We start from the raw sequence: 22,340 nt of genomic DNA on the forward strand, positions 1-22,340 counted from the left end.
TATACGAACAGCACTTCTTTCATCCCTTAGGTTTAAATATTAAGGCACCAATAAACCCAAAGATGATAGCAGCTGAAATACCAGAGCTTGTTACCTCGAACATTCCAGTTAAAACCCCAATAATCCCATGCTGCTTTGCTTCTTCCAACGCACCATGAACAAGAGAATTACCAAAGCTCGTGATCGGAATAGTAGCTCCAGCACCGGCAAAGGCAATTAACGGCTCATAAAGGCCAAAACCATCTAGAATAGCACCCGCTACAACTAATGTACTCAATGTGTGGGCTGGAGTCAGTTTGAATACATCCATCATAATTTGTCCAATTACACAAATAAGGCCACCTACAACAAATGCCCAAAAGAATGTTCCAAGCATTATGCCTCACCTCCATATTCAATGGAAACCGCATGCGCGATACAAGGAATCGATTCCTTCTGTTGAAAGGAAAGTGGAGATAAGAGCGCACCAGTAGCACAAACCAATATTCTCTTTAGTTCTCCTTTTCTCATCTTGTTTAATAGATGTCCATACAAAACGGTTGCTGAGCATCCAGGACCACTAGCTCCTGCCATAACCGGTTGGTCGTCCTTGTAAATTAATAATCCACAATCCTTAAACTGGTCTGGAGCAATCCCAAGTTGATGCTCTGTCATCAAGTCTAATGCAATCTTTCTTCCGATTTTCCCTAAGTCCCCTGTAAGAATTAAGTCATAATAGGAAGGTTCAATTTGCCTCTCCTTAAAATGAGCTTCAATCGTATCAACCGCAGCAGGGGCCATTGCTCCTCCCATATTGAAAGGGTCCTTAAGACCCAAATCCATTACCTTACCTATCGTAGCAGAGGTAACACGTGGACCCTGACCGGTTTTACTCACCACACATGCTCCCGAACCAGTGACTGTCCATTGTGCAGTAGGCGGCTTTTGTCCTCCATATTCAGTAGGATATCTGAATTGCTTTTCCACTGCAGAATTATGACTCGAAGCGGCGGTCACGATATGCTCGGCCCCACCATGATTAACAATAAACGATCCCAGGGCAAGTCCCTCCATCGAGGTTGAACATGCACCAAACAATCCAAAATAAGGAGTTCCAAGTGTTCTCGCCGCAAAACTAGTTGGTGTAATCTGGTTAATTAAATCACCTGCAAATAAAAATTGAATATCGTCCTTTGTTAAGTTAGCTTTTTCAATCGTTTTATATATCGATTCCTCTAATAAAATCTTATGAGCTTTTTCATAGGTGTCCTCACCCATCCATAAATCATCATGGAGAATATCAAAGTCATCTGCTAGATTTCCATTTGCTTCAAAAGGACCACCAACTGCTGCAGAAGCCGTAATGACAGGCTTGTTTTCAAACACCCATGTACGTTGCATTTGAGTCATATTAGAGTACACCCCACATGGTTAAAATTGTTTTAATTAATGCGACAACAAAAGCGGAGAAGGTACCAAACAGAACAACAGATCCTGCGAGTTTAAATATATTTCCACCGACTCCTAATACAAAACCTTCTGTTCTATGTTCGATAGCAGCAGAAATCACAGCATTACCAAACCCTGTAACAGGTACAGCACTTCCCGCTCCTGCAAATTGGGCAATATGATCATATACTCCAAATCCGGTTAAAAGCATTGAAAAGAAGATCATCGTCGCAACAGTCGGATTTCCTACTGTCATCTCAGTAAAATTAAAAAAGCTAATATAAAATAAGGAGACGGCCTGTCCAATACAACAAATGAGACCTCCTACTAAAAAAGCTTTCAAACAATTAGTAAAAACAGGTCGTTTAAACTCTCGCTGCTTTTCAAATTGCTGGTATGCCTGTTGTGAAGACATATGATTTTTATTTGCCATTGGATTCTCCCCTTCCCATATTGTTAGGTTTTTTCCTTTGAAAGGTTTTTAATCTTATTAAGTTGCTTTTCAATATCTTTTTCAGATAAATTCTTATCCTCATCCAAAAGCTTTCTTAACTCAATCAATATCTTCTGATCATGCGATACCGTAATCTTTTCATCAGGAAAGAGCTTCGCTAGCCTTTTACTTACTTTGGCTTCTACATCCATTACCTTGAATTCATCAAGCTTGTTCACATTAAAGCCGACAAGCAATTCCTGATCATGATGTACCGCAATGACCTCATTGATTTCCTCATAATTTAAAATTTCATGCTTAGCCTTTATAGCTACAGCATCTCTTGTTAACCTTAGCTTTTCACTATACGTTTCATTGGTTGACACATTACGTATGCCATTGTCTCCTTGAGCTGTACCTTCTTGATTCGTCCCTGTACAACCAGCTAGATATAACAAGACTAGAGAAATAACAAAACATTTTTTCATAGGTATCATCCTCGTTCTAAACTATAAGCTGTATTTTAAGTACTTAAATTAGATTGTGTTGTTTTGATTCAATTATGATGAAACACTACTTCCAATTTTTTCAACATAAGAAAAGAATAGGCATCATTCTGCCTATCCTTATAAGTTTTGTTTTCTCTTTCTACCACAGCCACAGCCTTTTTTCTTTTTCTTTACTGGTTCCGTCGTGACTTGCTGTTTTTTAACAGAATTAGCTTGCTTATTTTTCATCTGTTAGTTCCCTCCTAGCTTGTTAGCTCTACTAATATGATATGAAACCTATAGAAACAGAGTTCCTTTCCAAGCTAAAAAAGGCAAAACTACCTATCAGAAATTTTTAAAACCATCGTTTCAATAATGGCCGCACAGCCGGCTATTGCAAGAATAATCACGAGTGGTTCAACACCAACCGGCCAAAACCACCAAGCGCCATATAAGGCAGCTGCACACCAAATCCCTGTACACCAGTAACAGCTAAGCAGCTCGCCAAACCACTTCCTAATACCTGTACCTTTTACAATGATGTAAGTAGAAGTTGTCCCATCCTCTTCTTCTTCTGTTACCTCATCATGAAAGGGCCTTCGTAAAAACGAGGTGATATTGTCAAAAACCAGCAAATGAGTTAATCGAAAGCTTGCTAGGCTTAACAAAATAAAATGTAACCAAGTCACCCTACCGCACTCCTCTACTGAAAGCATAACTGATAAAATTTATCTCACTACAAATCTAAATAGAACAATTTCCTATAAAAATAAATTCATCTTTATACATTATTCAGCTAGTACAGGGTTGGTGACATATAAAAAAGGAGCAGTTGTAGTTGCTCCTTTTAGATCGCCTTTTTTTGAAGAGTCAAGAATAGAAGTCTGCAGAATAAGAGGAATGCAATGAACGCAACAAAGGAGTAAGTATGCTTCCAGTTTTCTAGGGTAAACATATTGAAATAAACAAACCCAGGCTCAATTACAAATGATAAAATTAAAGACCAAATAACTGTTGCTATACAAAAATTTTTCCAATGATTATACCTCTGATAAATGAGCATAGCAGAAACAGGGATGACAGAAATATCTGCAGGGAAGAGGGGTGGTATCATTGAAAAAAGCTTATCTGGATATCCCCACAATATTAAATCAACACCTATAACATCCAAAATAGTGGCCATGATGCCACAAAATAATCCAAATGATAAAATCTCAAAAAATCTCTTTTGGTCTACAAGCTTCCACCATATGATATAAGGAAGAATGGAGGAAATTAGCAGAAACCACCAAGTCACCGTAAAAAGATCATCTTTTACCCAGTGGTTAATAGACATCTGACTAAGAGTTCTTCTAACTTCTTGGATTTCTTCATAACTTGGTATTTGTCCGATTAATAGATTTTCCATACTTTTCTCCTAACTCTTCTTCCTTTTAGTATGAAAGATAAGACTAGGATTCATGTATGCTTTTTAAAAATATTGATACCTTATGCATATCATTCAAGAGAAATCTTATTTCAGCACCAAAAAATAAAAACACTACCCGTTTTAATTTTACTTAGGTAGTGTTTCTATTTTTATTTAGATCGTAGTTCAGCAGAATCAACAGTATGCTTGAGTAGCATCGAAATGGTAACCGGACCGACCCCACCTGGGACAGGAGTAATCGCACTTGCCTTTTCAAAGCAAGCATCATAATCAACATCCCCAATGTTCCCAGCATTATAACCAGCATCTAGAATAACAGCACCTTCTTTGATCCAATCACCTTGGATAAAATTCGGTCTTCCAACTGCTGCCACGACTATGTCTGCCTGTTTTACGATTTCAGAAAGATTTTGGGTTCTAGAATGACAAGTTGTAACAGTAGCATCACGGTTTAAAAGCATAATGGATACAGGCTTACCTAAAATCGGACTTCTACCTACAACCACAGCATGCTTGCCTTCTAGTGGAAGATTATAATAATCAATAATTGCCATAATAGCAGCTGGTGTGCAACAAGGGTATTTACCAAATCCGAAAGCAAGCTGTCCAAAACCATAACTAGTTACACCATCAACATCCTTTTCTATTGAAATAGCTTCAAATGCTGCTCGCTCATCAATTTGTTCAGGAACTGGATGCTGAAGTAAAATCCCATCAATATGAGGATCTTGATTTAATTCTTGAATACATTGAATAAGCTCTTCTGTCGTTGTTGCTGAAGGTAAATGAATCCTCTTTGAATGTATACCCAGCTTGTCGCAAGCATTCCCCTTCATACGTACATATGTTGCGGAAGACGAATCATCTCCAACTAAGATTGTAGCCAAACAAGGAGTGATTCCTTGTTTTTTTAAATCACTTACTCTTCCCTGTAGTTGTGACTTAACATGATCTGCTACTTTCAGCCCGTCCAAAATTAATGGTTGTTTCATCCACCTTGCCCCCTTGAAATGGTAAAAGGTAAGGATTTTCCCTACCTCTGCCCAGACGACCGGCTATCTATCGACGCAGCTCCCCAGTGGTCACTTCCACTATGTCGTCAGTTACTGCGATTTTTTATAATCCTATCATAATAAGTTATATAATAACACAGAAAAACCGAATAAACAATTCAACTACAGGTATTTTCGTTCGCTTTTTGTTCATGGAGAAATTTCGCATACTGTACCGTGTTTCGAGCAACATCTAATTCCAAGCTATAGGTGGGAGGAGTACCAGGTCTCCAATTCACTTCATAAATCCACGCCTTTTTCATATCATCAATACCGATATCAATCCCTAGTTCATCTAGACTTTCATCATACAGACTATCAAAGTGTTCTGCAAAGCTAACCGCAAAACGTTCTAAGTATCGCTTCATATTATAATAATCACTACCGTATTCCATACGTAAAAAATCCTCTAGTAAATTGGTATAGCCACCACCACTAATATTAGCTACAATCCCTTTAATTGTAACCCTTGGATAAATGGTAGTGATCTGCCATACACCCTCCCCATTTTTCTGAACATGTAACCTAAAATCATAAGGATGCCCATCCTTTGTTATCGATTTTAAATATGGCTGGATCAGCCATTCATTCATTGACAATAAATCGAGAACATAACGATTGAGATCCTGAATACCAAGTTTGAGTTCCCGCTTCTTCACTAATAAACGAAATTCGTCTTTTGATAATTTTTCTACAAAAAGTACATTTTCTCCTTTTCTACCTGATACTGGTTTAATAACAGCTTTATCAAATCTTTGTAAAAGCTTATGAAGTAAGGAGATCGATTGTAACTTAGTTGATTCAAGTAAATAGTGTTTAAATTCTTGACCTTCAAGAATCCTCTTATATACGCTCATCTTATTTCCTATAGAATGACTCGTAAAGGGAATCATCTCCCTAAGTTTCTGCTCTACCTCATATTGCATCCCCATTTTTGCACTTCCTGCATTATAGATCACATCAGGAAAAGGGAAGCTCTCTTGTATCCAACTTCCTTGTTCATACTTATACCCTGTAATCTGCTTTGTCTGAAAGTTAACCTTTGAAAAAGAAAAATAATAAAACTGTACTCCTTCCATCTTAGCTGCTGCTGCATATGCATATGCCTTTTTTACAGTTTCAGGATGTTTACGAAAATGAAGCATACCGATGGTGACCATCTAAATTCACTCCTGCTCTTCAATATAAAATTTAATTTCTTTAGCAGCTAAAAGGGCAAGCTCCTTTGCACGAGCTTTTGAGTCAGCTTCAATAATTAAATACCCATATCGGTGACCCATCGATGTCGGTGGATACACGTGCATTCCTTTTCGAGGTTTAATAAACACTTCCTTTACCCCTTCACATTGAGAGGCCCTCTTCTTTCCAGTAACCTTTAACAGACGTCCCTTGGTATAAATGGTTAAATAATAAGTATACACATACTGTTTTTTCTTAGGGGTTAGATCAAATGGTAAAGAAAGAAATAATTTTAATGTCTCTTCGACTAAATTAATTCCATAGCTATAATAGATCATTGAATTCATTGCTCCACCTGAAATCCGCGGATTTACTTCAATTAACTTCCACGTATTATTGCTTAATCTCAATTCGAAATGGCAGGCACCTTTATTAAGTCCAAATTTGTTAACGATGGCTAACAACGTCTCCTCCAGATCTTTTAATAAGGAAGGATCCATATCTAACACAGAATAATAACCAGTTATAATAAATCGTTCATTCTTAGTGATTTCTTGTTCTATAATGGCAATGATTTCAACTTCACCATTCACAACAAGTGTTTCAACTAAGTATTGTGGACCATCAATAAACTCTTCAAGCAGAATCGGTTGGTTCTCGTATTTTTTTTGGAGTCGAGAAATATCTTCTTTCAATTCAGAATCATTGCAAATGAGAGAAACATCCTTTGAACCTGTGGATGAAGGTGCTTTTACGATACAAGGGAACTGAAAATGCTTATTTTCAATCAATTCATCAATTGAATCTTCAGGAGTAAAAATGAGATGTTCCACATTAGCTAAGATATCATTTAACGCTTTTCTAGTTTGAATTTTATCCTCCATCATTTCAATTGCTGAATGAGTAAATCCCTCGATTCCATATTGATTAGACATTTTCATTGCTAACGTAACGTACGGATCCACAAAACTAATAACCCCTTTAATGAGCTTTCCTTGCATAAGGAGCCTATCTATTTTGGGTATCATCTCTACTTCTAAAATATCATGTAGAAAAATCATTTCATGGACATCCGGAAATTCTTCTCGTTGTAACATAAAGTTTTTCTTTTTGGTAAATAGGACTGTATAAAATCCAAGCTTTTCTGCAGACCGAATGGCCTCACGGCTAGAGCCCGATTTATTTGTTTCGATAAATATAATCGTTTTCAACACACGACACCTTCTTTGCTATAAGAAGACTAAAATAACATCTAGTTATAGCATATAAAGTTTTTTAAGGAACGTGATGTGTCCACATGGAAAATAAAAAAGACTAAGCATGAAGCTTAATCTTCTTCAAATTAGAACTATCTTTAGAACCATCTTGGACGACGACGATCGTCTGCAATATCTTCTGCATCTTCTTTTTTATCCTCTACATCCTCCACTAAATCATCATCTTTAAATTTGTCATCCTTAAACTCGTCACTAACACCTAATACATTATCATCGAAATCACGGCGATCCCCTCTTAAGAAACCAAACCAAGGATCACGGTCACGATCCTTTTCACGGTCACGACGGTGGTCATCATTCAAAATAATCACTTCATCTGCTTTTACAATTAATTTATCTACATGGATAACCTTTTTCTTTTTAGACATCTTTTCTCCTCCTTTAATAGTTGGTCAGATTTATCATATGTTAACTTTCTTTTTAAGGTATAGGCGGTTGTCTATTCTGTTAACGAACCTTTCTCTTTAACACATTAACGCATTGGGGGACAGGCCCCCAATGCGTTAATGTGTTAAATCACCATTTCGGTTCTACGATTGGCCATTTACGATTCACTAAACGTGGATCCAGAAATTGAACGCCACATATATCTTTTAACGGAACCGTTAAGCAACAGGATGTTCTTTCTAAACGATACAATTGATATTGGGTATTTACAGGATTTCCATCAATGTCAAACGGCAAGAGATAACTAATTGTTATACATCCATCAGCTTCATGAATCTCTTCAATTCTAAAATACATGGTAGAAAAGTTTTTTATTTTTTGTTCTCGTTTACTATAATAAAAGCCTATTGTTTCAAGCCAATCCCCAGCACTCTCACTAGTAATTAATGTAAATGGAACTGTATCCTCTCCCATTTTTCCAGGAAGGAGAGACTTATAATACGTAGACATAAAATTATAAAAAGTGTCTTGAATATTTAATGTCTTCTGTAAGATTGAACAAATACTTTGGCTATACGTCATAGAAACACCCCCAATACCTTCCTAAAAAACAGTGTATGCATTGGGCAAATAACTAGTGAATTCCCATTCCTTTTTCCGCCAAATAATTGGCATAAAGAACAAGATTCCTTGCTGCTTCTAATTCACGATATTTACTGCCAGGTCTCCAATTCACTTCAAATATCTTTAAAGACATCTGATGATCTAGTCCAACATCTATACCAAGTTCATCAAAAGAACAATCATATAACTGTTCGAAAGCAGCAGGAAACCAATCAGCAAATGTCTCCAAGCTATTCTGAATTGTATGTGCAGACTTTGGAAATTCGTTACGCAAAAAAGCTTCTAAGTCAGCTCGATAACCACCACTATGAATATTACTAACAATCCCATTTAGTTGACCCACTCTAGGATAAATATGATTTATGACCCATAAACCTTCACCGTTCTTTTGTACATGAATTCTAAAATCAAACGGATTCCCATTTTTGGTTAGACATTGAAGATAAGGCTGGAGTAAAAAAGCCTTTGATTGAATTTTTTGGTTGATCCGGAATGTTGCATCTTTAACTTCTACTTCTTCTTTCCCTTGATGTTCAGTCCAATTTAAGACATCATCCTTCAGTGAATCCATAAAAATAATCTCTTTTCCTTTACTACCCTTCTTCGGTTTTAAGACTACCTTTTTATATTGTTCCATATACCTAAACACTTCTTGAGCGTTATTAATCTCATGAGATGGAATAAGTATTTCATCAAACTCTCCCGAAGCTTCCATTCTTTGATATACAGCATATTTATTTCCGATTGAATAACTGGTATAAGGAATAAATTCTTTTAAATGGTTATTAATCTTTCTTTCTCTCTTACTCCTTGGTGAACCTGCATTATAAATAACGTCTGGATAGGAAGTGAGAATTCCCTTCCACTCTCCGTCCTCATAAACTTTCCCTTGAATTAGTTCCTCTTTCATATTCACATCTTCAAACGTAAAGTAAAAAAATGAAAATTGTTCCATTTTTGCAACTGCAGCACAGGCATATGCTTTTCTAAGCTTCTCTGGTTTCTTTTGATGGTGTAGCATTCCAATCGTCGTCAACATAACTCTCTCCTTATTACAAAAAAATTGACGAACCATAAGCATCTATTTCTATATTATTTACTGGAAATTAGAAGGTGAAAGAAATTTACAATCTACTAGACTATTTTAGGATTTCTAAAAAGAGATGATAGCCGTACCTGTCCAACTTTAAACCTCTTACATAAGATATAGTATCCCCTTTAGAAAGAGGTGAGGATTCATATGGCTAAAAAGAAAAAGAGAAAAGTAGAAAAAGTAGTCAAAGTAATCGTAAAAGACAAACGCCATCATCACATTGATGATGACTGTCATTGTAAGTCACTCTGTAGACGCTTCCGTTGTCGTCCAGTTTGTCATTTAAGACATAACTGCGGCTGTAGACGCGACCATTTCTTTGATGAGTATCACCATTATTGGTAAACACACATTTTTGGAGAGGACAAGATAAACTTGTTCTCTCTTAAGGCTTATGTCCATTTCAAATTACAAGATATTTCATATTATATGATATACGGGGATAGGAGGTTAATGAATGTCACATCAGCATGTCACTTGTCATTCATGTCAATCAAAGTTGCACCAACAATCTCATGTTCATTCTACTAATAGATTACAATCTCTCCATCATCACTCATGTCGTTGCCACCATAGTAGCAGATTACTTAGTGATGGTCATCGTAGTATTCATCACAATTGTAGTATTCAGCGTACTGGCTTGCGAAATCATCTAGGAGTTCAGAGATTAACTCCACTAAGAAGGAGAAATCACCATTTAATTGAGGACAACGGTCTTCACCATTACAACAATGGAGGAAGATCTTCAAATACAACGATAAACTTCTTCTTATAATCTCATTAAAGTTTTTTTAAAATTATCATATGGGAGGAAAAAAACTATGACTCAATATTGTTCAATATGTGGTAAGAAAACTTCTTATCACGATTTCCATCATGAGCATCACGGTTTCGAACATCATAGTCACCACCACCATCAAGATCATCATAGACACCATGATTTTGATCATCATGACCATGATCATTTCTGTGACCGCTTCTTATGTGACAAGGATTTCCGTGTACGTTTAGGAGGCTTACAAGGTGGGTTAAACTTCCGCCTTCGCCAGCTTATTGGATGTGTAGTGAAGATGGAGCTTGAAGGAGATCGTAAAGTAAAAGCTAGAATTTGCTTTGTAGGCTCTGATTTTGTAGAAATAGAAGTTTTAAATGATGATAGAAAAGAAGATGAGAAGCAAATAGAAAATAATGAAAAGAAAAAAAAGAAAAAGAAGAAAAAAAAGCACAAAAAAATGGGTAAATCATGGATACTTCCGTTCGAATCAGTAGGATTTGTTGAATTAGATGATCATCACAATTAAGTAATACCGCTCTCTATGGGCGGATACATACAAATAGAAAGGAGGGTAAACAATGGAACGACAATTGTCTATACAGCGATTAATCCAACTCACTCAAAAAAAGAAACCTTACTGTTTTGGTGAATTCGTGCCTGAAATTGTTATTGCCATCTATTTAGAAAATGGAAAGCCTTTTACTCCATTTATTCATATTGGTAAAGAGTGTTTCTCTACAAAATATCTCAAACCTTTACATGTAGACATTGAAACAAACTGTCTTTTTGTTCGACCGGTCCATGAGCATCACCCCTCTTTCAAATCCCGGCAATGTATTACCTTGGACTTAAAACAGGTTTGTACTATACAATTTTTCGAGGTAAACATGAACAAAGAAGAAAGCTATAATGAATTAGATGAACTTGTCACAGCCCATTCAGATAAAGCAACTGAAACAACTTCTGCTAAGAGATCAAAGAGAACGATAACTTTCCCTCACTCCCCAACTATTACTAAAAATGAAGATAAAAACAATGCCTTTAAAGAAAATGAAATCACCGATAAAAAGCTAAATAAGCCTAATACTTCTAAAAAGGGTATTGATAATACTAAAGTTTATTCTGATGAAGCAAAAGATGATCTAATACAAAATGATTCAATTATAGATCAAGTAATTGAAGCTCAATCTGAGTTAGAAATAGAAGCAGAGTTAGATACAAACATGGATACACATATACTAGAAGCTACCCCTTCCAAACAGGTTCAAAATAAACAAATGAAAAAAGAGCCCGATATGCCACTATTAGATAATAAACCACGAAAGAAGAAAAAAAGTAAGTACAATCATTGGATTGTACCAGTTTCATCTATAATTAAAATTGAATTAGATGAAGAGAATGATAGAGGTGAAAAATAAATTCACCTCTATTTTTCTTCTCATCACAAATAAACGTCACTTTTGAATAAGTGACGTTTATTGTCTATTTCTTTAGTACAGCTATCTTACAGACGTTATTTATTGGGATTTCTCTCTCTTTACTCTTCATTTTTATTGTGAAGGACTCATCATGAACTTCACATACTTTTCCTTTCATTTTGCGACCATCTAAACTAACCTTTACCTTTTCACCTATTAGTAACATTAGATAGATTTTAAGATTAAGCCTGAAGAAGAGCTGGATTAACTCTGGGGAAGATGAAACTACCTCACCAAAGTTATACGTTAAACTTCTTCTAAAGCATGGATCTATATCGCTAAGTCTTGCTTCCGATTCTGGTTCAGCGAATCGATTCTTTAATTTTATTAATAATACTTGTTCAAACCTTACCAATACATCTGATTTCTTTCTCTTCAACAATACAAAGTCTTGACCTACAAGATATACTCTTCCTTTTATACTCATATTTTTCCCGTCTCTAATTAGGCTTGGGCAAATTAGCTTTACTATTACCTGTTGTCCCACTAGCCCATCAAACGCTTCCTTGAAGATCTCATTTGGCTCCCTCTCTCCTGAAAGCCCGAGATTTAATAAGAGCTCATTTACTGCTTCTATATTAGCTTCCACTTCTTCTAATTCTTCTTCAGGTAAACAGGAATTGGGGGATGGATATTTTGGTTGTGGTATTTGTTCTGGACAACACTCTTCTGGAATGCAAAAATCATCTGGGGCATTAGCTGGTACAAATTCAGGACACCTAAAATCTCTACATCCATTTTCATTTTCCATATTTTCACCACCTTCTTTTTATTAGGGGACAATTAGTCCCCTATTTACTTACTTTTCTAGTGGAGGTAAATGCTTCATGAACCTCTCATGAACACGCATGATTCCCCACATCCCTAACTCTATATCCCACATAATATTACCTGAACGATACATATAATCTCCTGGGAAGTTAAAGTGACCACCTGCACCACCTATCAGTTCTAAATCTGCTTTTCTTCCCATTACATTAAATCCAACAAAAGATTCAATACGTGAGTTCAAATCTCTCGGATCAAATCTCCAGTAATGTCCATGCAGGTGGAAGGTATGAGTTCTTCTTCTTTCTGCAGGAGTTACCAGTCTAATTGATACTGGGTCCCCAGGGTAAGCTTCAAAAACAGGTGTAGCAGGATCCCCAAATACTTTAGAGCTGAATAGATCACTTAATTCTGGATGTTCCCTAAATCGATTGATTAAACGTTCAGTACGATAATTAAAACCTCTTGAGCCTTGGTCATAAGTATCGGCTTCTTCTATAGCCAAATCCTCTGGACCATCTGCTAACAATACTCCATCAATAGGATCTACAATCACTTGACCTGCCTCATCATGAAGGCGAACACCGTCATGCATAATCATGACAAACTCACGTATATCAGGAAGAAGAGGATGACGTAAAACTGCACTAGACCCAGATTTAAGGGGTTCAAGCGTGTAAGGATCTAAATATACAGTCCCCCTTGATTCACCTATAATGGCTCCAAACGCCCCTTGTGAACGATGGTTGCGGATATCTGCCATATCCCACATTCCCCTTGCTGAACCGTTCGCCCTATCTATATACCATTTATATGTGATGGTCTCACCAGGACCAACTGTTTGATCAGGATTAAATCCAACTGTTTCACCGGCTGAGGTTTTAACATCATATAATAAGAGTTGTGGGTGTAAAGAAACCCTTAAAGAAGGTGGATAAAAGGCCTGTTCTTTTACAATTGGATATGGGTAGATTCCATCTTTAAATGGAAATTTATCGAATTCTAGTAGACTAGTAAGATTTATCTCAATGGTATCTCCTACATTCCCCCTTATCACCAGTGGTTCAGGATTTTTCCGGCCAGCAAGTATATCTTCAACATCTTCAGCTAAAGCATACACAATGCCATTCTGATCCACTTCACCATAGGATACGTTATAAACGATTGGGGTTTGTACGGCTACAATATCATAGCACCTAACAGGGCTATCCGGTGGTCCAAGACTTACTAACTCTGTTGCCTTTTCTGGTGGCTTGCCTGTACAAACTGGTAATGGCTTGGTACGTTTTGGTGGAAGAGGCTGATCTGACAACGGTATTAAGTTTGGTACTTCTTCATCGTAGGCACGGATGAGACCCCATGTTCCATTCCATAGATCCTCTTCTGTTTCAAAAGTCCATAAATAATCACCCGAAGTATGCACATACGTTTCAAATGTGAAAGATTCTGAGATCCCTATATGCATTTGATCTTCATTCTTTGAATCCAAATCTCGTCTTTCGCTGAGCCATTCCAATCCATGAAGGTTAAAGCTGTGAGATTCTTCATGTGCTCCTTGTAGAAGCCGGATACGGATTGGATCCCCTTCATAAGCCTTTAATATATCCGTTACTGGATCACCGTGAACGTAGGAGCTAAAGGAATATGCAGGATCACAATCAGGTCCAAGTCTGAATTGAAGTGGTTCATTTCTAAGGTTTACAGCAAATACGCCTGGATCATCTAGAGAACCTGGGTATCCTGGTGGCGCAATGGGATTTCCGTCCTTATCAAATAAATAGACAAAATCCTGAACACTTAATACGAGGTCACGGTAGTCAGGTATGAGAGGATTAAACACTGTAACCTGAGTGCCTCTCACCGTTTCTTCACCAGTCTCAGAATCTACAGTAGTAGAAAATCTTGGTTGTACTACCCCTGAACCGAAAACTCCATGCTGTTCATGTTGAACGGCAAATAAATGATCGTGGAAAAACCATGCCTTTAATTCTACATCTGCAAAATATTCGTAACGAATGGTTTCACCTGGTAACACACTAGAATCATAGTTCCATCCTACATTGGCTCCATCATTTACTAAAACATCAAATTTCACAAAGTGAATATGCATTCCAACTTCATACGTTCTAACCGCAGTTTGAAACGCGTCCCCATCTAATATATGAGGTAGCCTATTTGTAAAATTCACACGTATACATACACCTGCTGGCTGGTGAATGATTAAAGGTACTGGCTCTTTTCGTCCTGATAGAACGTCATCAATATCCTCATCGAGGATGAAAATACGTCCCTTTGGATCATGCCAGCCTTGTTTATTATAGACAATTGGTAACTCAATAAGAGAAATATCATATTCAACAACCGGAGCATTATCTAAACATGGATCTGAAAAAACTGCACCAGGACGCGGATTGGGAATAGCCGCATTAAGTTCTAGTTCTGTCATTTCTCGACCACCCACTATCCCAAGTGGAGGCCTTGGTGCTTTACAACCTACTTTTCCAGGAATAAAGTTAGGAAACCCAGGACGTTCTGGAGTAGGAATTGGTGGTGGCTCTCTGTCAGGAAGTGGCTGTAATGCTTTAATCGGGACGCCGTTTGGGTAGCACTGAGTGCCATCCTGAAGGGTATCAAATATCCTATTAATCCCCCACATTCCGGCTCCAAAATGTGGATATAAATGACAGTGAATAATACCGTCACCGATTGCTCCATGCAAACTACCTAACCCATATAAAGGTTCAATATCGTAATGCGTTTGCGGGCTTGTTGATTGAGAGTCAAATATTTCCGAATTTATATTTTTAGGATCTCTAAACCACTGGTGAACATGGTAGTGAAAGACATGAGTTTCTTTTACCCCTGCATGACTAAGTCTGATTTTAGCTGGGTCTCCAACATAACCTCTCAAAATTGGTGTGGCTGGATCTCCAAACACCCATGAATCATGATGGACTTCTTCCCCATCACAATCAGGACAGACAACCCCTTCAGAGATTAACTGTTTCCTTCTATTTAATGGTTCGTAACGATAATTAACACCATGAAAGGATTCTGACTCTTGTCCTGTATCAAAATCAATCGGTCTATTCCCTGTCATATCATTGATTTCCATCTGATCTGCAAACATCCAAGTGTACTCTCTAAACGATGGAACATATGGATTGTGAATATCAGCATCTGCACCGCTGTTAATCGGGCCTCCAGTTACTGGATCTGTCCACCATGAAAAGCGTTTCTCTACATATAAAGCTCCATATAACCCATTGCTATTAGAACCATTCTCACTGCTAGAAGGATTTCCCAGGTCAGTGAACAAATAAATTCCTTCGTGACTTGCATTCAATCGATAAAGAATTTTCTCACCGGTGGGGACAGTCGTATCTGGATTAAATCCAACATTTGCCCCATCTGAGGTTAGTACATCATAATCTGCTTCTTGAAAATGCATGCTTGATGCAAACGGTAGCTTATTTTCAAATAAAATTTCAACAACATCCCCCTGATTTGCTCGAATTATGAGCGGTTGAACTAAGTCAACTGGAGTAAATGGATTCTTCTTAACAAGTTCTCTTACTTTCTTCTCGTTTTCTTTTAATACGTACATCATACCGTTTGGATTGTGATCTCCAAAGGTGTTTACAACTATACGTATCGGAATCGCGACGACATGATAGCATCGCTTCATTATAAAACCTCCTCTCTACTAACCATTTGTTAATTCAGGAATAGTTGGCCCATCATCTCTTTCAATATAAAAGACCTCAATATTGTGGATATGAACATGCCACAACCTATTCTCTAATTGGGCATAGTGTGTTGTTTCCACATCAATCTCAACTAGGTCATTAATAACGTCTACAATAGTTCCTATAAACAGAAAAGGAAATGACGGCATTAACACAAATACTTTTCTACCAATCCCATCAATGAAATGCTGGATAATCGCTTCATCATGAATATCATTTATTGATGTAAACGATTGATCATTACTAAATTGGCTCATGGGTTTTACCTCCTCTTATGAAATTGGAAATCTTGTACTACAATCAAAATTAGTAGTAAAGTGGGCAATTTTTTCAAAAGGTATGCTTATTGGAAATGGATTTTCGTAAAATGGGGCATTAACAAACTTTATAACGACAGGAAATAACGTAATATGCCCCGTCTCAACCTCTGCAATGGTTCCACAGAAAATGGGTCTAAAGGTTTGACCCAATAAGTTTAGTTGTGGAGCTTCTGTAACAAGTAGGATTTCATCCCCAATCATTCCTACAAGATCTTCAAAAATGCGGTCAACAATAGGTTCTTGGTCATGGTTGTGGCTCATACCATATCCTCCTTTTAATAAAAGATTATTAGTAATCTATTCTTCTTAATTACAGTTGGTATAGGTCCATATACTGATTACACTTAAAAATTCATCCATTTTTTTATAACATCAAGTAGTCTTATCGTCTCAATGTAAGCAATATCCTTCACATTGACTTCAATATTTTTTTTCCAAATTTTCAAGTGAAGCACATCTTTTTTCACATTAACAATATTTCCTATTTCCCTATTTCCTGAAAGGGTTCTAACTTCTACCCAGGACCCAATCCATCTCTTAAGGCTAGACTGAATAGAATCCTCATTAAAAAGTTGATATATGGGGTCTCTTTTAGTAACCGTTTCTCCAAATTGGTATAAAAGCTTTTCACGATATTGATTGTCATATAAAAAATGTTGATGAGTGTTGGAGTAGTTAGGGATTCCATACGGAACATTTGCGGAGTCAATAAATTGATAAGGTATCCAAAACCTACTTTTTAAATTGGTTAACATCACATGGTCCCTTCCAACCCCACTTACTTTCCCCACCGTATAAATTGACATTTCATCACAAAGTGAATAGATCTCGACCTGTTGATTTCGCTTCATTTTAAAGAATTTTTTTAGTGTTAGGACCTTTTTCCTTGCTGGATCTTCACTTGTTATATTGAATAGGTTTCTTTGCTCCATATATTCTATTAATATTCTTGTTTCTTCTGTTGAAAGGTTGCTTGTTGGTGAGGTTAAGCCATCACCTAAAGATATATTTCTTTTATTAATTTGATCTATTTCAATTACTTCGTGTTTTCTCTTTTCAAGTAATCTTTTTACATATTCATCATGAAGAATTCTTTCCTTCAAGAAGCTTCCTCCTTTCTTTTAAAGGATATCTCTATAATGTATGTCATTAGTCCTACATACGTAATTGGCATATGCCCCTCAATATCAATTATTTGAATGACTACGTTTAGCCTATTTTTCCAAACTAGGGACACCCTCCCAACACCAAAATGCTGTCCACTCATAGATTAGTTAGTGACGATAAGTCAAAAACAAAAATTCCGAGGAGATGATTTTCAATGAGTTGTAACGATGGATTAAACTGTGTATGTGATGCAGTAGAAGCTATTCTAGATGCTCAAGAAGCTGTTGAGGATAACTGTCCTACAAGTTGTTATTCAAATCTTTTAAGCCCTGTAGCGGCAGGTAGAGACACAATTCCATTTATCCTTTACACGAAAGAAGGTAAGCCGTTCACAGCATTTGGTAACCTTAAGCCAGGCTTAAATTCTTTCAAAACACCTTTCTTCCGTGTTAGAGGTTTAGACGGTTGCTGTGCTACACTTGAGTTACTTGAATCAGATGTAGAACCAGATTGCGAAATCGACAATCTAAAAGAGTTAATCTGTGACACAGAGCAATTATTCAGAACTAACAACTGCATCGAAGTAGACTTAAAATGCTTCTGTGCAATTCAATGCTTAGATCCTAGCTTAGTGGCTCCACTAACTGGTCAATTCAGAAAATAAAGATACTAACACAAGACAAAGAAAGCTCGAACATTTCGAGCTTTCTTTTTTCTGTCTAGTAAAATAGGTGTTTCCCTACACACATGTACACCTGTCCATCTATATGATAATAAGGACTAACAAGGTCAAACAATCCTCGGGAGGCAATAATAATGAGTAAACATAAGGATGAGTTTAATTGTGTATGTGATGCAGTGAAAAACATAGCTGATCTTCAGGATGCTGTAGAAGACAGATGTCCGACTAGCTGCTTTGAAAACCTTCTAGCACCAGCGAATTTTGTAGGTGATACGATTCCTTTCTTGCTTTATACAAAAAAAGGTGAACTTTTTAAAGCATTTGGAAACGTTGGAGAACTAAGAGGTGGAGACTGTTTTGTTACTCCATTCTTTCGTGTTGAAAATGTAAAGGATGGCTGCTGTGCTACTCTTTCTCTGTTAAGACCAGCTGGTGTTGACTTTCAAGATGAGAAAGACTTATGTGATGTAGAAAACTTACTAAAAACAGACTTTTGTTTTGAGGTTGATCTAAATTGCTTCTGTGCTATTCAATGCTTAGATCCTCGCTTGGTAGTTGATTTCTTTACTGTAACAAATCAAGAAGATGAGGTTGAAGATGTAGTAGAAGAAATTATTGAGGATACACCTAGAAGACGTGGAAGAAGAGGATAACATAAAAGAAGAAATTGTCAAATCGACAATTTCTTCTTTTACCAAAGTCTATAGGCTAATAATATCTATACTTTGAATACTTTCAATTGGCAATTCAACCTTATACGGCTCATTGAAAGTACTGATGGTAACTTGCCCCTTTGAAAGTTCAGTAATTTTTCCATGAATTTTTTCATCAAGCGTGATAATTTCACATGTTGATCTTGGTACATTCATAGGTAGCTTAATAAAGAAGTTAATTTTCTCTTCAATGGATAGTTCTATAAATCTTTTTCTTCTATCTGCTTTTGTTTTCTTAGACTCCCGACGTTCTGGTTCTTTTCTAATTTGTTCAGGTTGTTCTTCTTCAATAACCTCATCCATTTCCTTTTGTTCAGGCTCCAACACCAATGGCTCTCGTTTACTAATAACTGTAGTCTGCATAAACACATCAGTTGGTTGTAAATTCGGCTGTGTGATATACATAAGAGGACGCTGTTTGACAGATTTCGTTTCCTTCACACTCCTCAACCTCCGTTAACTATTTATCTCTTATTTGTATGCAAATTAAATATGGTATGTGCCTAAGTAATGTTTCAGCTTTAAAATAAAAAAGGTCAAATCCTGAAGATTTGACCTTTTTTATTATCTGCTTCTATTACGAACTAATTCCCTAAAATATGATATCCAGAATCAACATGAATCATCTCACCCGTAATCCCACGAGATAGATCACTGAATAAGAATACAGCTGTATCGCCTACTTCTTCTTGTGTCGTTGTACGACGTAGTGGAGATTTCTCTTCAATTTCCTTTAAGATGGAGTTAAAATCACTAACTCCTTTTGCTGATAAGGTACGAATTGGTCCAGCAGAAATGGAATTCACACGGATTCCTTGCTTCCCAAGGTCATTAGCTAAGTATTTCACACTAGCATCTAATGAAGCTTTCGCAACACCCATAACATTATAGTTGTTTACAACACGCTCTCCACCTAGATAAGTAAGAGTGACAATGCTTCCGCCTTCAGTCATTAAATCCTTCGCAACTTTTGCAACGGCAGTTAACGAATACGAGCTAATATTATGTGCTAATAAGAAACCGTCTCTCGTTGTATTCATATAGTCGCCATTTAGCTCTTCCTTGTTTGCGAAGGCAATACAATGGGCAACGCCATGAATTACACCAACTGATTCCTTAATTTCCGCAAAACATTTTTCAATATCCTGATCATTTGTCACATCACAAGGTAGAACAAGAGAATCTTTTCGATCTAGTGATTCAGCAAGATCACGTACACTTTGCTCTAAACGTTCTCCTGCATACGTAAATACCAGGCGTGCACCAGCATCATGTAGTGACCTAGCAATTCCCCATGCAATACTTCTTTTGTTGGCAACACCCATTACCACATATGTACGATCTTTTAATGAAAAATTCATCAACGAGTTCCTCCTAGACATACTTTTATACAAGTTATTAGTACCTAGTCATAGTATATCATATAAACTTAGAGCTTTACCATATCCTTTAACTAAAAAAGAAAAGCCTTATCAAAATGATAAGACTTTTAAAGATTATACAGATTTACCAAACTCTAACACTCGTTTTAATTCATCGACATACTCTCTTGTTCCTGTAACAATTAATCGATCTTCTAATTGCAGTTCAGTGTCACCATGAGGTACAATCGAATCTTTCCCTCTAAAAATACGTACAAAGATTACATCTCCTGTAAAAGGAAAGTTTCTTAGCTGAATCCCGTTGTAGAGGCTATTTTTCATATTAATTTGATATAGAGCTGTTTCTTGATTGGTTAAGATATTCATGACACTTGGTGCCTCGATTAAAGCTCGCAATAATGATTTCGTTGATAACAGTACGGAAAATACTTCTACTCCATGACTCTTCAAAGCTTCATCGTATTCAGGAGTTTCAGCTCTTGCGATTACTCGTTCTACACCATATTCCTTTGCAAATGTGGCAATTTCTGAATTAGTCTCCTCATCTCCTGTGGTGACGACAAGAATATCTACTTCAAAAATATCCAGTGTTTTCAATTCATCTACGGAATAGCTTTCTAGCTCTACAATATTAAATAATGAGTCGGATACTTGCTTCTCGATCTTATCTTGCTTGATATGGTAAATCGTCGTTTCATACAAATCTTTGTTTAATTCTAAAGTTGCAGGTAAAGTCAGTTGGTTCGCACCAATAAATGCAACTTTTTTCTTTAAGTCCTCTTCCTTTTGCTCAGGGAAGATTTTCTTAAAGGCAATTGGTGTAATGATACTCGTAATAACTGCTACAAGGATTAGTGCACCAGACATTTGTCCATCAATGATTCCCATTCTTTCTCCAATGGTAGCAGCTGCAATCACTAATGATAAAGTAGATGTTAATAAGAAACCGGAAGCTAAGACGGTTTTATGATCAAACCATATTTTCATAATATAAACAGGAACTATTTTAGAGATAAATAGTGCAATTAATAATAATGGAATTAAGTAAATCACCTTAGAATCTTCAAAGAGACTCCAAATATCTAAATTAACCCCAACCATTACAAAGAATATTGGAATTAAAAAGCCGTAACCAAATGAGTCTAGCTTATGAACAAGGTCGGCATTGGGTGATAATAAAGAGACCAATACCCCCGCTAAGAAGGCGCCAAGGATATTCTCAGCTCCAACAGATTCAGATAATCCCACTAAAACAATTATTAGTGTAAAGACTGCTCTTGTTCCAATTTGGATTGTTCCTTTTGACATAGTTTCTAAATAAGTTTGGTTTTTAAAGTATTTACCTAGTAGATAAATACCTACTCCGGCACCAAACAGAATAAGTAGTAACCACATATTCCCTTGATCTTCACTGTATAATGAAACAAACACAGCTAGTAAGATCATCGTAACTAAGTCAGCAATGACTGCTACTAAGAGAATAGTCTGACCAATAGAACGCTTCATTATATTTGCATCTTTTAACGTTGGCACTACAACACCAAGTGATATCGTAGAAATAATAAGCGTCATTAAGAAAGCATTCTCGATAAAACCTGTCCAGACAAATAAATAAGAAAGAAATAATGAAATACCAAAAATCCCCACAAAAACGACAGAAGACACTAAAAATGCATTAGGTGCATTTTTCCCATTTGGTAATACTTCTTTCTTCTTATTACCTGCAAAGGCGGAAAAATCAATTTCTAAACCACTTAAAAACATTAAAAATATAAATCCTAGAGTTGAAAGTGTTTCAATCCACATATCAGGATGAATGAGATTAAAACCTGACTTACCAATGATTAACCCCATGATAATTTCAGCAACCACTACGGGGAGGAAATTAAGCTTGAATCGATGCATGAGCAATGGTGTTAAGAATGCGACAATCACGACAATGAGTAAAGATGTTACGGAAGCATGATGCTCCATGT

At 36.7% G+C, this 22,340-nt stretch carries 25 protein-coding genes and 1 riboswitch; of the genes, 5 read left to right on the top strand and 20 right to left on the bottom strand.

Annotation, left to right across the window (positions count from 1 at the left end):
* Positions 1–19: 19 nt before the first annotated feature.
* The 12 genes from spoVAE to M1D60_RS15985 all read right to left on the bottom strand — a co-directional run bounded on the left by spoVAE (position 20) and on the right by M1D60_RS15985 (position 9,336).
* Positions 20–376: a stage V sporulation protein AE gene (gene spoVAE, locus M1D60_RS15930; protein ID WP_456275820.1), complete on the bottom strand. Its 357-nt coding sequence runs from the start codon at positions 374–376 to the stop codon at positions 20–22.
* Positions 376–1,389 carry a stage V sporulation protein AD gene (gene spoVAD / locus M1D60_RS15935; RefSeq protein WP_456275821.1) on the bottom strand — a complete coding sequence of 338 codons (1,014 nt, stop codon included), beginning with the start codon at positions 1,387–1,389 and terminating at the stop codon, positions 376–378. Before spoVAD ends, spoVAE begins: the two co-directional genes overlap by 1 nt.
* Before the next feature lies 1 nt (position 1,390).
* Positions 1,391–1,861 (bottom strand): stage V sporulation protein AC, encoded by a 471-nt coding sequence (spoVAC, locus tag M1D60_RS15940; protein WP_456275822.1) that lies wholly within the window; start codon positions 1,859–1,861, stop codon positions 1,391–1,393.
* Positions 1,862–1,884: 23 nt separating this feature from the next.
* On the bottom strand, positions 1,885–2,349 hold the full coding sequence (locus tag M1D60_RS15945) for a YhcN/YlaJ family sporulation lipoprotein (RefSeq protein ID WP_456275823.1): 465 nt from the start codon (positions 2,347–2,349) through the stop codon (positions 1,885–1,887).
* Between the two features lie 338 nt (positions 2,350–2,687).
* Positions 2,688–3,065 carry a DUF1360 domain-containing protein gene (locus M1D60_RS15950; protein WP_456275824.1) on the bottom strand — a complete coding sequence of 126 codons (378 nt, stop codon included), beginning with the start codon at positions 3,063–3,065 and terminating at the stop codon, positions 2,688–2,690.
* Between the two features lie 131 nt (positions 3,066–3,196).
* A complete protein-coding gene (locus M1D60_RS15955; RefSeq protein WP_456275825.1) occupies positions 3,197–3,757 on the bottom strand; it encodes a CBO0543 family protein in 561 nt (186 codons plus the stop codon).
* Positions 3,758–3,927: 170 nt separating this feature from the next.
* Positions 3,928–4,770 carry a bifunctional 5,10-methylenetetrahydrofolate dehydrogenase/5,10-methenyltetrahydrofolate cyclohydrolase gene (locus M1D60_RS15960; protein WP_456275826.1) on the bottom strand — a complete coding sequence of 281 codons (843 nt, stop codon included), beginning with the start codon at positions 4,768–4,770 and terminating at the stop codon, positions 3,928–3,930.
* Between the two features lie 42 nt (positions 4,771–4,812).
* A riboswitch (ZMP/ZTP riboswitch) is annotated at positions 4,813–4,895 on the bottom strand.
* Positions 4,896–4,949: 54 nt separating this feature from the next.
* Positions 4,950–5,990: a YheC/YheD family protein gene (locus M1D60_RS15965; RefSeq protein ID WP_456275827.1), complete on the bottom strand. Its 1,041-nt coding sequence runs from the start codon at positions 5,988–5,990 to the stop codon at positions 4,950–4,952.
* 6 nt (positions 5,991–5,996) lie between these two features.
* Positions 5,997–7,220 (bottom strand): ATP-grasp domain-containing protein, encoded by a 1,224-nt coding sequence (locus tag M1D60_RS15970; RefSeq protein ID WP_456275828.1) that lies wholly within the window; start codon positions 7,218–7,220, stop codon positions 5,997–5,999.
* A 143-nt stretch (positions 7,221–7,363) separates the two neighbouring features.
* Positions 7,364–7,654, bottom strand: coding sequence for a hypothetical protein (locus M1D60_RS15975; RefSeq protein ID WP_456275829.1), 291 nt, complete (start codon positions 7,652–7,654; stop codon positions 7,364–7,366).
* Between the two features lie 148 nt (positions 7,655–7,802).
* Entirely contained in the window at positions 7,803–8,255 is a 453-nt protein-coding gene (locus tag M1D60_RS15980; protein ID WP_456275830.1) for a CotY/CotZ family spore coat protein, read from the bottom strand.
* A 52-nt stretch (positions 8,256–8,307) separates the two neighbouring features.
* A complete protein-coding gene (locus tag M1D60_RS15985; protein WP_456275831.1) occupies positions 8,308–9,336 on the bottom strand; it encodes a YheC/YheD family protein in 1,029 nt (342 codons plus the stop codon).
* Positions 9,337–9,847: 511 nt separating this feature from the next.
* Here M1D60_RS15985 and M1D60_RS15990 point away from each other — a divergent pair.
* The 3 genes from M1D60_RS15990 to M1D60_RS16000 are packed head-to-tail and all read left to right on the top strand — an operon-like array spanning position 9,848 to position 11,583.
* Positions 9,848–10,165 (top strand): hypothetical protein, encoded by a 318-nt coding sequence (locus tag M1D60_RS15990; protein ID WP_456275832.1) that lies wholly within the window; start codon positions 9,848–9,850, stop codon positions 10,163–10,165.
* 46 nt (positions 10,166–10,211) lie between these two features.
* Positions 10,212–10,691, top strand: a complete 480-nt coding sequence (locus M1D60_RS15995; protein ID WP_456275833.1) for a hypothetical protein — start codon at positions 10,212–10,214, stop codon at positions 10,689–10,691.
* A 52-nt stretch (positions 10,692–10,743) separates the two neighbouring features.
* A complete protein-coding gene (locus M1D60_RS16000; RefSeq protein ID WP_456275834.1) occupies positions 10,744–11,583 on the top strand; it encodes a hypothetical protein in 840 nt (279 codons plus the stop codon).
* Between the two features lie 64 nt (positions 11,584–11,647).
* Here M1D60_RS16000 and M1D60_RS16005 read toward each other — a convergent pair whose 3' ends face one another.
* The 5 genes from M1D60_RS16005 to M1D60_RS16025 all read right to left on the bottom strand — a co-directional run bounded on the left by M1D60_RS16005 (position 11,648) and on the right by M1D60_RS16025 (position 17,583).
* A complete protein-coding gene (locus M1D60_RS16005) occupies positions 11,648–12,394 on the bottom strand; it encodes a hypothetical protein (protein ID WP_456275835.1) in 747 nt (248 codons plus the stop codon).
* Positions 12,395–12,442: 48 nt separating this feature from the next.
* Positions 12,443–16,099 carry a multicopper oxidase domain-containing protein gene (locus M1D60_RS16010; protein WP_456275836.1) on the bottom strand — a complete coding sequence of 1,219 codons (3,657 nt, stop codon included), beginning with the start codon at positions 16,097–16,099 and terminating at the stop codon, positions 12,443–12,445.
* Between the two features lie 18 nt (positions 16,100–16,117).
* Positions 16,118–16,417: a hypothetical protein gene (locus M1D60_RS16015; RefSeq protein ID WP_456275837.1), complete on the bottom strand. Its 300-nt coding sequence runs from the start codon at positions 16,415–16,417 to the stop codon at positions 16,118–16,120.
* A 15-nt stretch (positions 16,418–16,432) separates the two neighbouring features.
* Positions 16,433–16,741, bottom strand: coding sequence for a hypothetical protein (locus tag M1D60_RS16020; protein WP_456275838.1), 309 nt, complete (start codon positions 16,739–16,741; stop codon positions 16,433–16,435).
* An 83-nt stretch (positions 16,742–16,824) separates the two neighbouring features.
* Positions 16,825–17,583 (bottom strand): hypothetical protein, encoded by a 759-nt coding sequence (locus M1D60_RS16025; protein WP_456275839.1) that lies wholly within the window; start codon positions 17,581–17,583, stop codon positions 16,825–16,827.
* 218 nt (positions 17,584–17,801) lie between these two features.
* Here M1D60_RS16025 and M1D60_RS16030 point away from each other — a divergent pair, with 218 nt between their 5' ends.
* Positions 17,802–18,251 (top strand): CotY/CotZ family spore coat protein, encoded by a 450-nt coding sequence (locus M1D60_RS16030; RefSeq protein WP_456275840.1) that lies wholly within the window; start codon positions 17,802–17,804, stop codon positions 18,249–18,251.
* Between the two features lie 152 nt (positions 18,252–18,403).
* Positions 18,404–18,922: a CotY/CotZ family spore coat protein gene (locus tag M1D60_RS16035; RefSeq protein WP_456275841.1), complete on the top strand. Its 519-nt coding sequence runs from the start codon at positions 18,404–18,406 to the stop codon at positions 18,920–18,922.
* A gap of 48 nt (positions 18,923–18,970) precedes the next feature.
* Here M1D60_RS16035 and M1D60_RS16040 read toward each other — a convergent pair whose 3' ends face one another.
* The 3 genes from M1D60_RS16040 to M1D60_RS16050 form a co-directional block, all read right to left on the bottom strand.
* Complete coding sequence (locus tag M1D60_RS16040) at positions 18,971–19,423, bottom strand: CotO family spore coat protein (RefSeq protein WP_456275842.1); 453 nt, start codon at positions 19,421–19,423, stop codon at positions 18,971–18,973.
* A 143-nt stretch (positions 19,424–19,566) separates the two neighbouring features.
* The gene (fabI, locus tag M1D60_RS16045) at positions 19,567–20,343 is read right to left on the bottom strand and encodes an enoyl-ACP reductase FabI (RefSeq protein ID WP_456275843.1); all 777 of its coding nucleotides are present in this window, start codon (positions 20,341–20,343) and stop codon (positions 19,567–19,569) included.
* Between the two features lie 135 nt (positions 20,344–20,478).
* Positions 20,479–22,338 (bottom strand): monovalent cation:proton antiporter family protein, encoded by a 1,860-nt coding sequence (locus tag M1D60_RS16050; protein WP_456275844.1) that lies wholly within the window; start codon positions 22,336–22,338, stop codon positions 20,479–20,481.
* Positions 22,339–22,340 lie beyond the last annotated feature (2 nt).

This window comes from Bacillus sp. AK128 (genome assembly GCF_053903075.1).

Bases quoted from the DNA above. Each gene is read 5' to 3' on its own strand.
- spoVAE (WP_456275820.1), bottom strand. From the start codon at position 376: ATGCTTGGAACATTCTTTTGGGCATTTGTTGTAGGTGGCCTTATTTGT.
- spoVAD (WP_456275821.1), bottom strand. From the start codon at position 1,389: ATGACTCAAATGCAACGTACATGGGTGTTTGAAAACAAGCCTGTCATT.
- spoVAC (WP_456275822.1), bottom strand. From the start codon at position 1,861: ATGGCAAATAAAAATCATATGTCTTCACAACAGGCATACCAGCAATTT.
- M1D60_RS15945 (WP_456275823.1), bottom strand. From the start codon at position 2,349: ATGAAAAAATGTTTTGTTATTTCTCTAGTCTTGTTATATCTAGCTGGT.
- M1D60_RS15950 (WP_456275824.1), bottom strand. From the start codon at position 3,065: ATGCTTTCAGTAGAGGAGTGCGGTAGGGTGACTTGGTTACATTTTATT.
- M1D60_RS15955 (WP_456275825.1), bottom strand. From the start codon at position 3,757: ATGGAAAATCTATTAATCGGACAAATACCAAGTTATGAAGAAATCCAA.
- M1D60_RS15960 (WP_456275826.1), bottom strand. From the start codon at position 4,770: ATGAAACAACCATTAATTTTGGACGGGCTGAAAGTAGCAGATCATGTT.
- M1D60_RS15965 (WP_456275827.1), bottom strand. From the start codon at position 5,990: ATGGTCACCATCGGTATGCTTCATTTTCGTAAACATCCTGAAACTGTA.
- M1D60_RS15975 (WP_456275829.1), bottom strand. From the start codon at position 7,654: ATGTCTAAAAAGAAAAAGGTTATCCATGTAGATAAATTAATTGTAAAA.
- M1D60_RS15980 (WP_456275830.1), bottom strand. From the start codon at position 8,255: ATGACGTATAGCCAAAGTATTTGTTCAATCTTACAGAAGACATTAAAT.
- M1D60_RS15985 (WP_456275831.1), bottom strand. From the start codon at position 9,336: ATGTTGACGACGATTGGAATGCTACACCATCAAAAGAAACCAGAGAAG.
- M1D60_RS15990 (WP_456275832.1), top strand. From the start codon at position 9,848: ATGTCACATCAGCATGTCACTTGTCATTCATGTCAATCAAAGTTGCAC.
- M1D60_RS15995 (WP_456275833.1), top strand. From the start codon at position 10,212: ATGACTCAATATTGTTCAATATGTGGTAAGAAAACTTCTTATCACGAT.
- M1D60_RS16000 (WP_456275834.1), top strand. From the start codon at position 10,744: ATGGAACGACAATTGTCTATACAGCGATTAATCCAACTCACTCAAAAA.
- M1D60_RS16005 (WP_456275835.1), bottom strand. From the start codon at position 12,394: ATGGAAAATGAAAATGGATGTAGAGATTTTAGGTGTCCTGAATTTGTA.
- M1D60_RS16010 (WP_456275836.1), bottom strand. From the start codon at position 16,099: ATGAAGCGATGCTATCATGTCGTCGCGATTCCGATACGTATAGTTGTA.
- M1D60_RS16015 (WP_456275837.1), bottom strand. From the start codon at position 16,417: ATGAGCCAATTTAGTAATGATCAATCGTTTACATCAATAAATGATATT.
- M1D60_RS16020 (WP_456275838.1), bottom strand. From the start codon at position 16,741: ATGAGCCACAACCATGACCAAGAACCTATTGTTGACCGCATTTTTGAA.
- M1D60_RS16030 (WP_456275840.1), top strand. From the start codon at position 17,802: ATGAGTTGTAACGATGGATTAAACTGTGTATGTGATGCAGTAGAAGCT.
- M1D60_RS16035 (WP_456275841.1), top strand. From the start codon at position 18,404: ATGAGTAAACATAAGGATGAGTTTAATTGTGTATGTGATGCAGTGAAA.
- fabI (WP_456275843.1), bottom strand. From the start codon at position 20,343: ATGAATTTTTCATTAAAAGATCGTACATATGTGGTAATGGGTGTTGCC.
- M1D60_RS16050 (WP_456275844.1), bottom strand. From the start codon at position 22,338: ATGGAGCATCATGCTTCCGTAACATCTTTACTCATTGTCGTGATTGTC.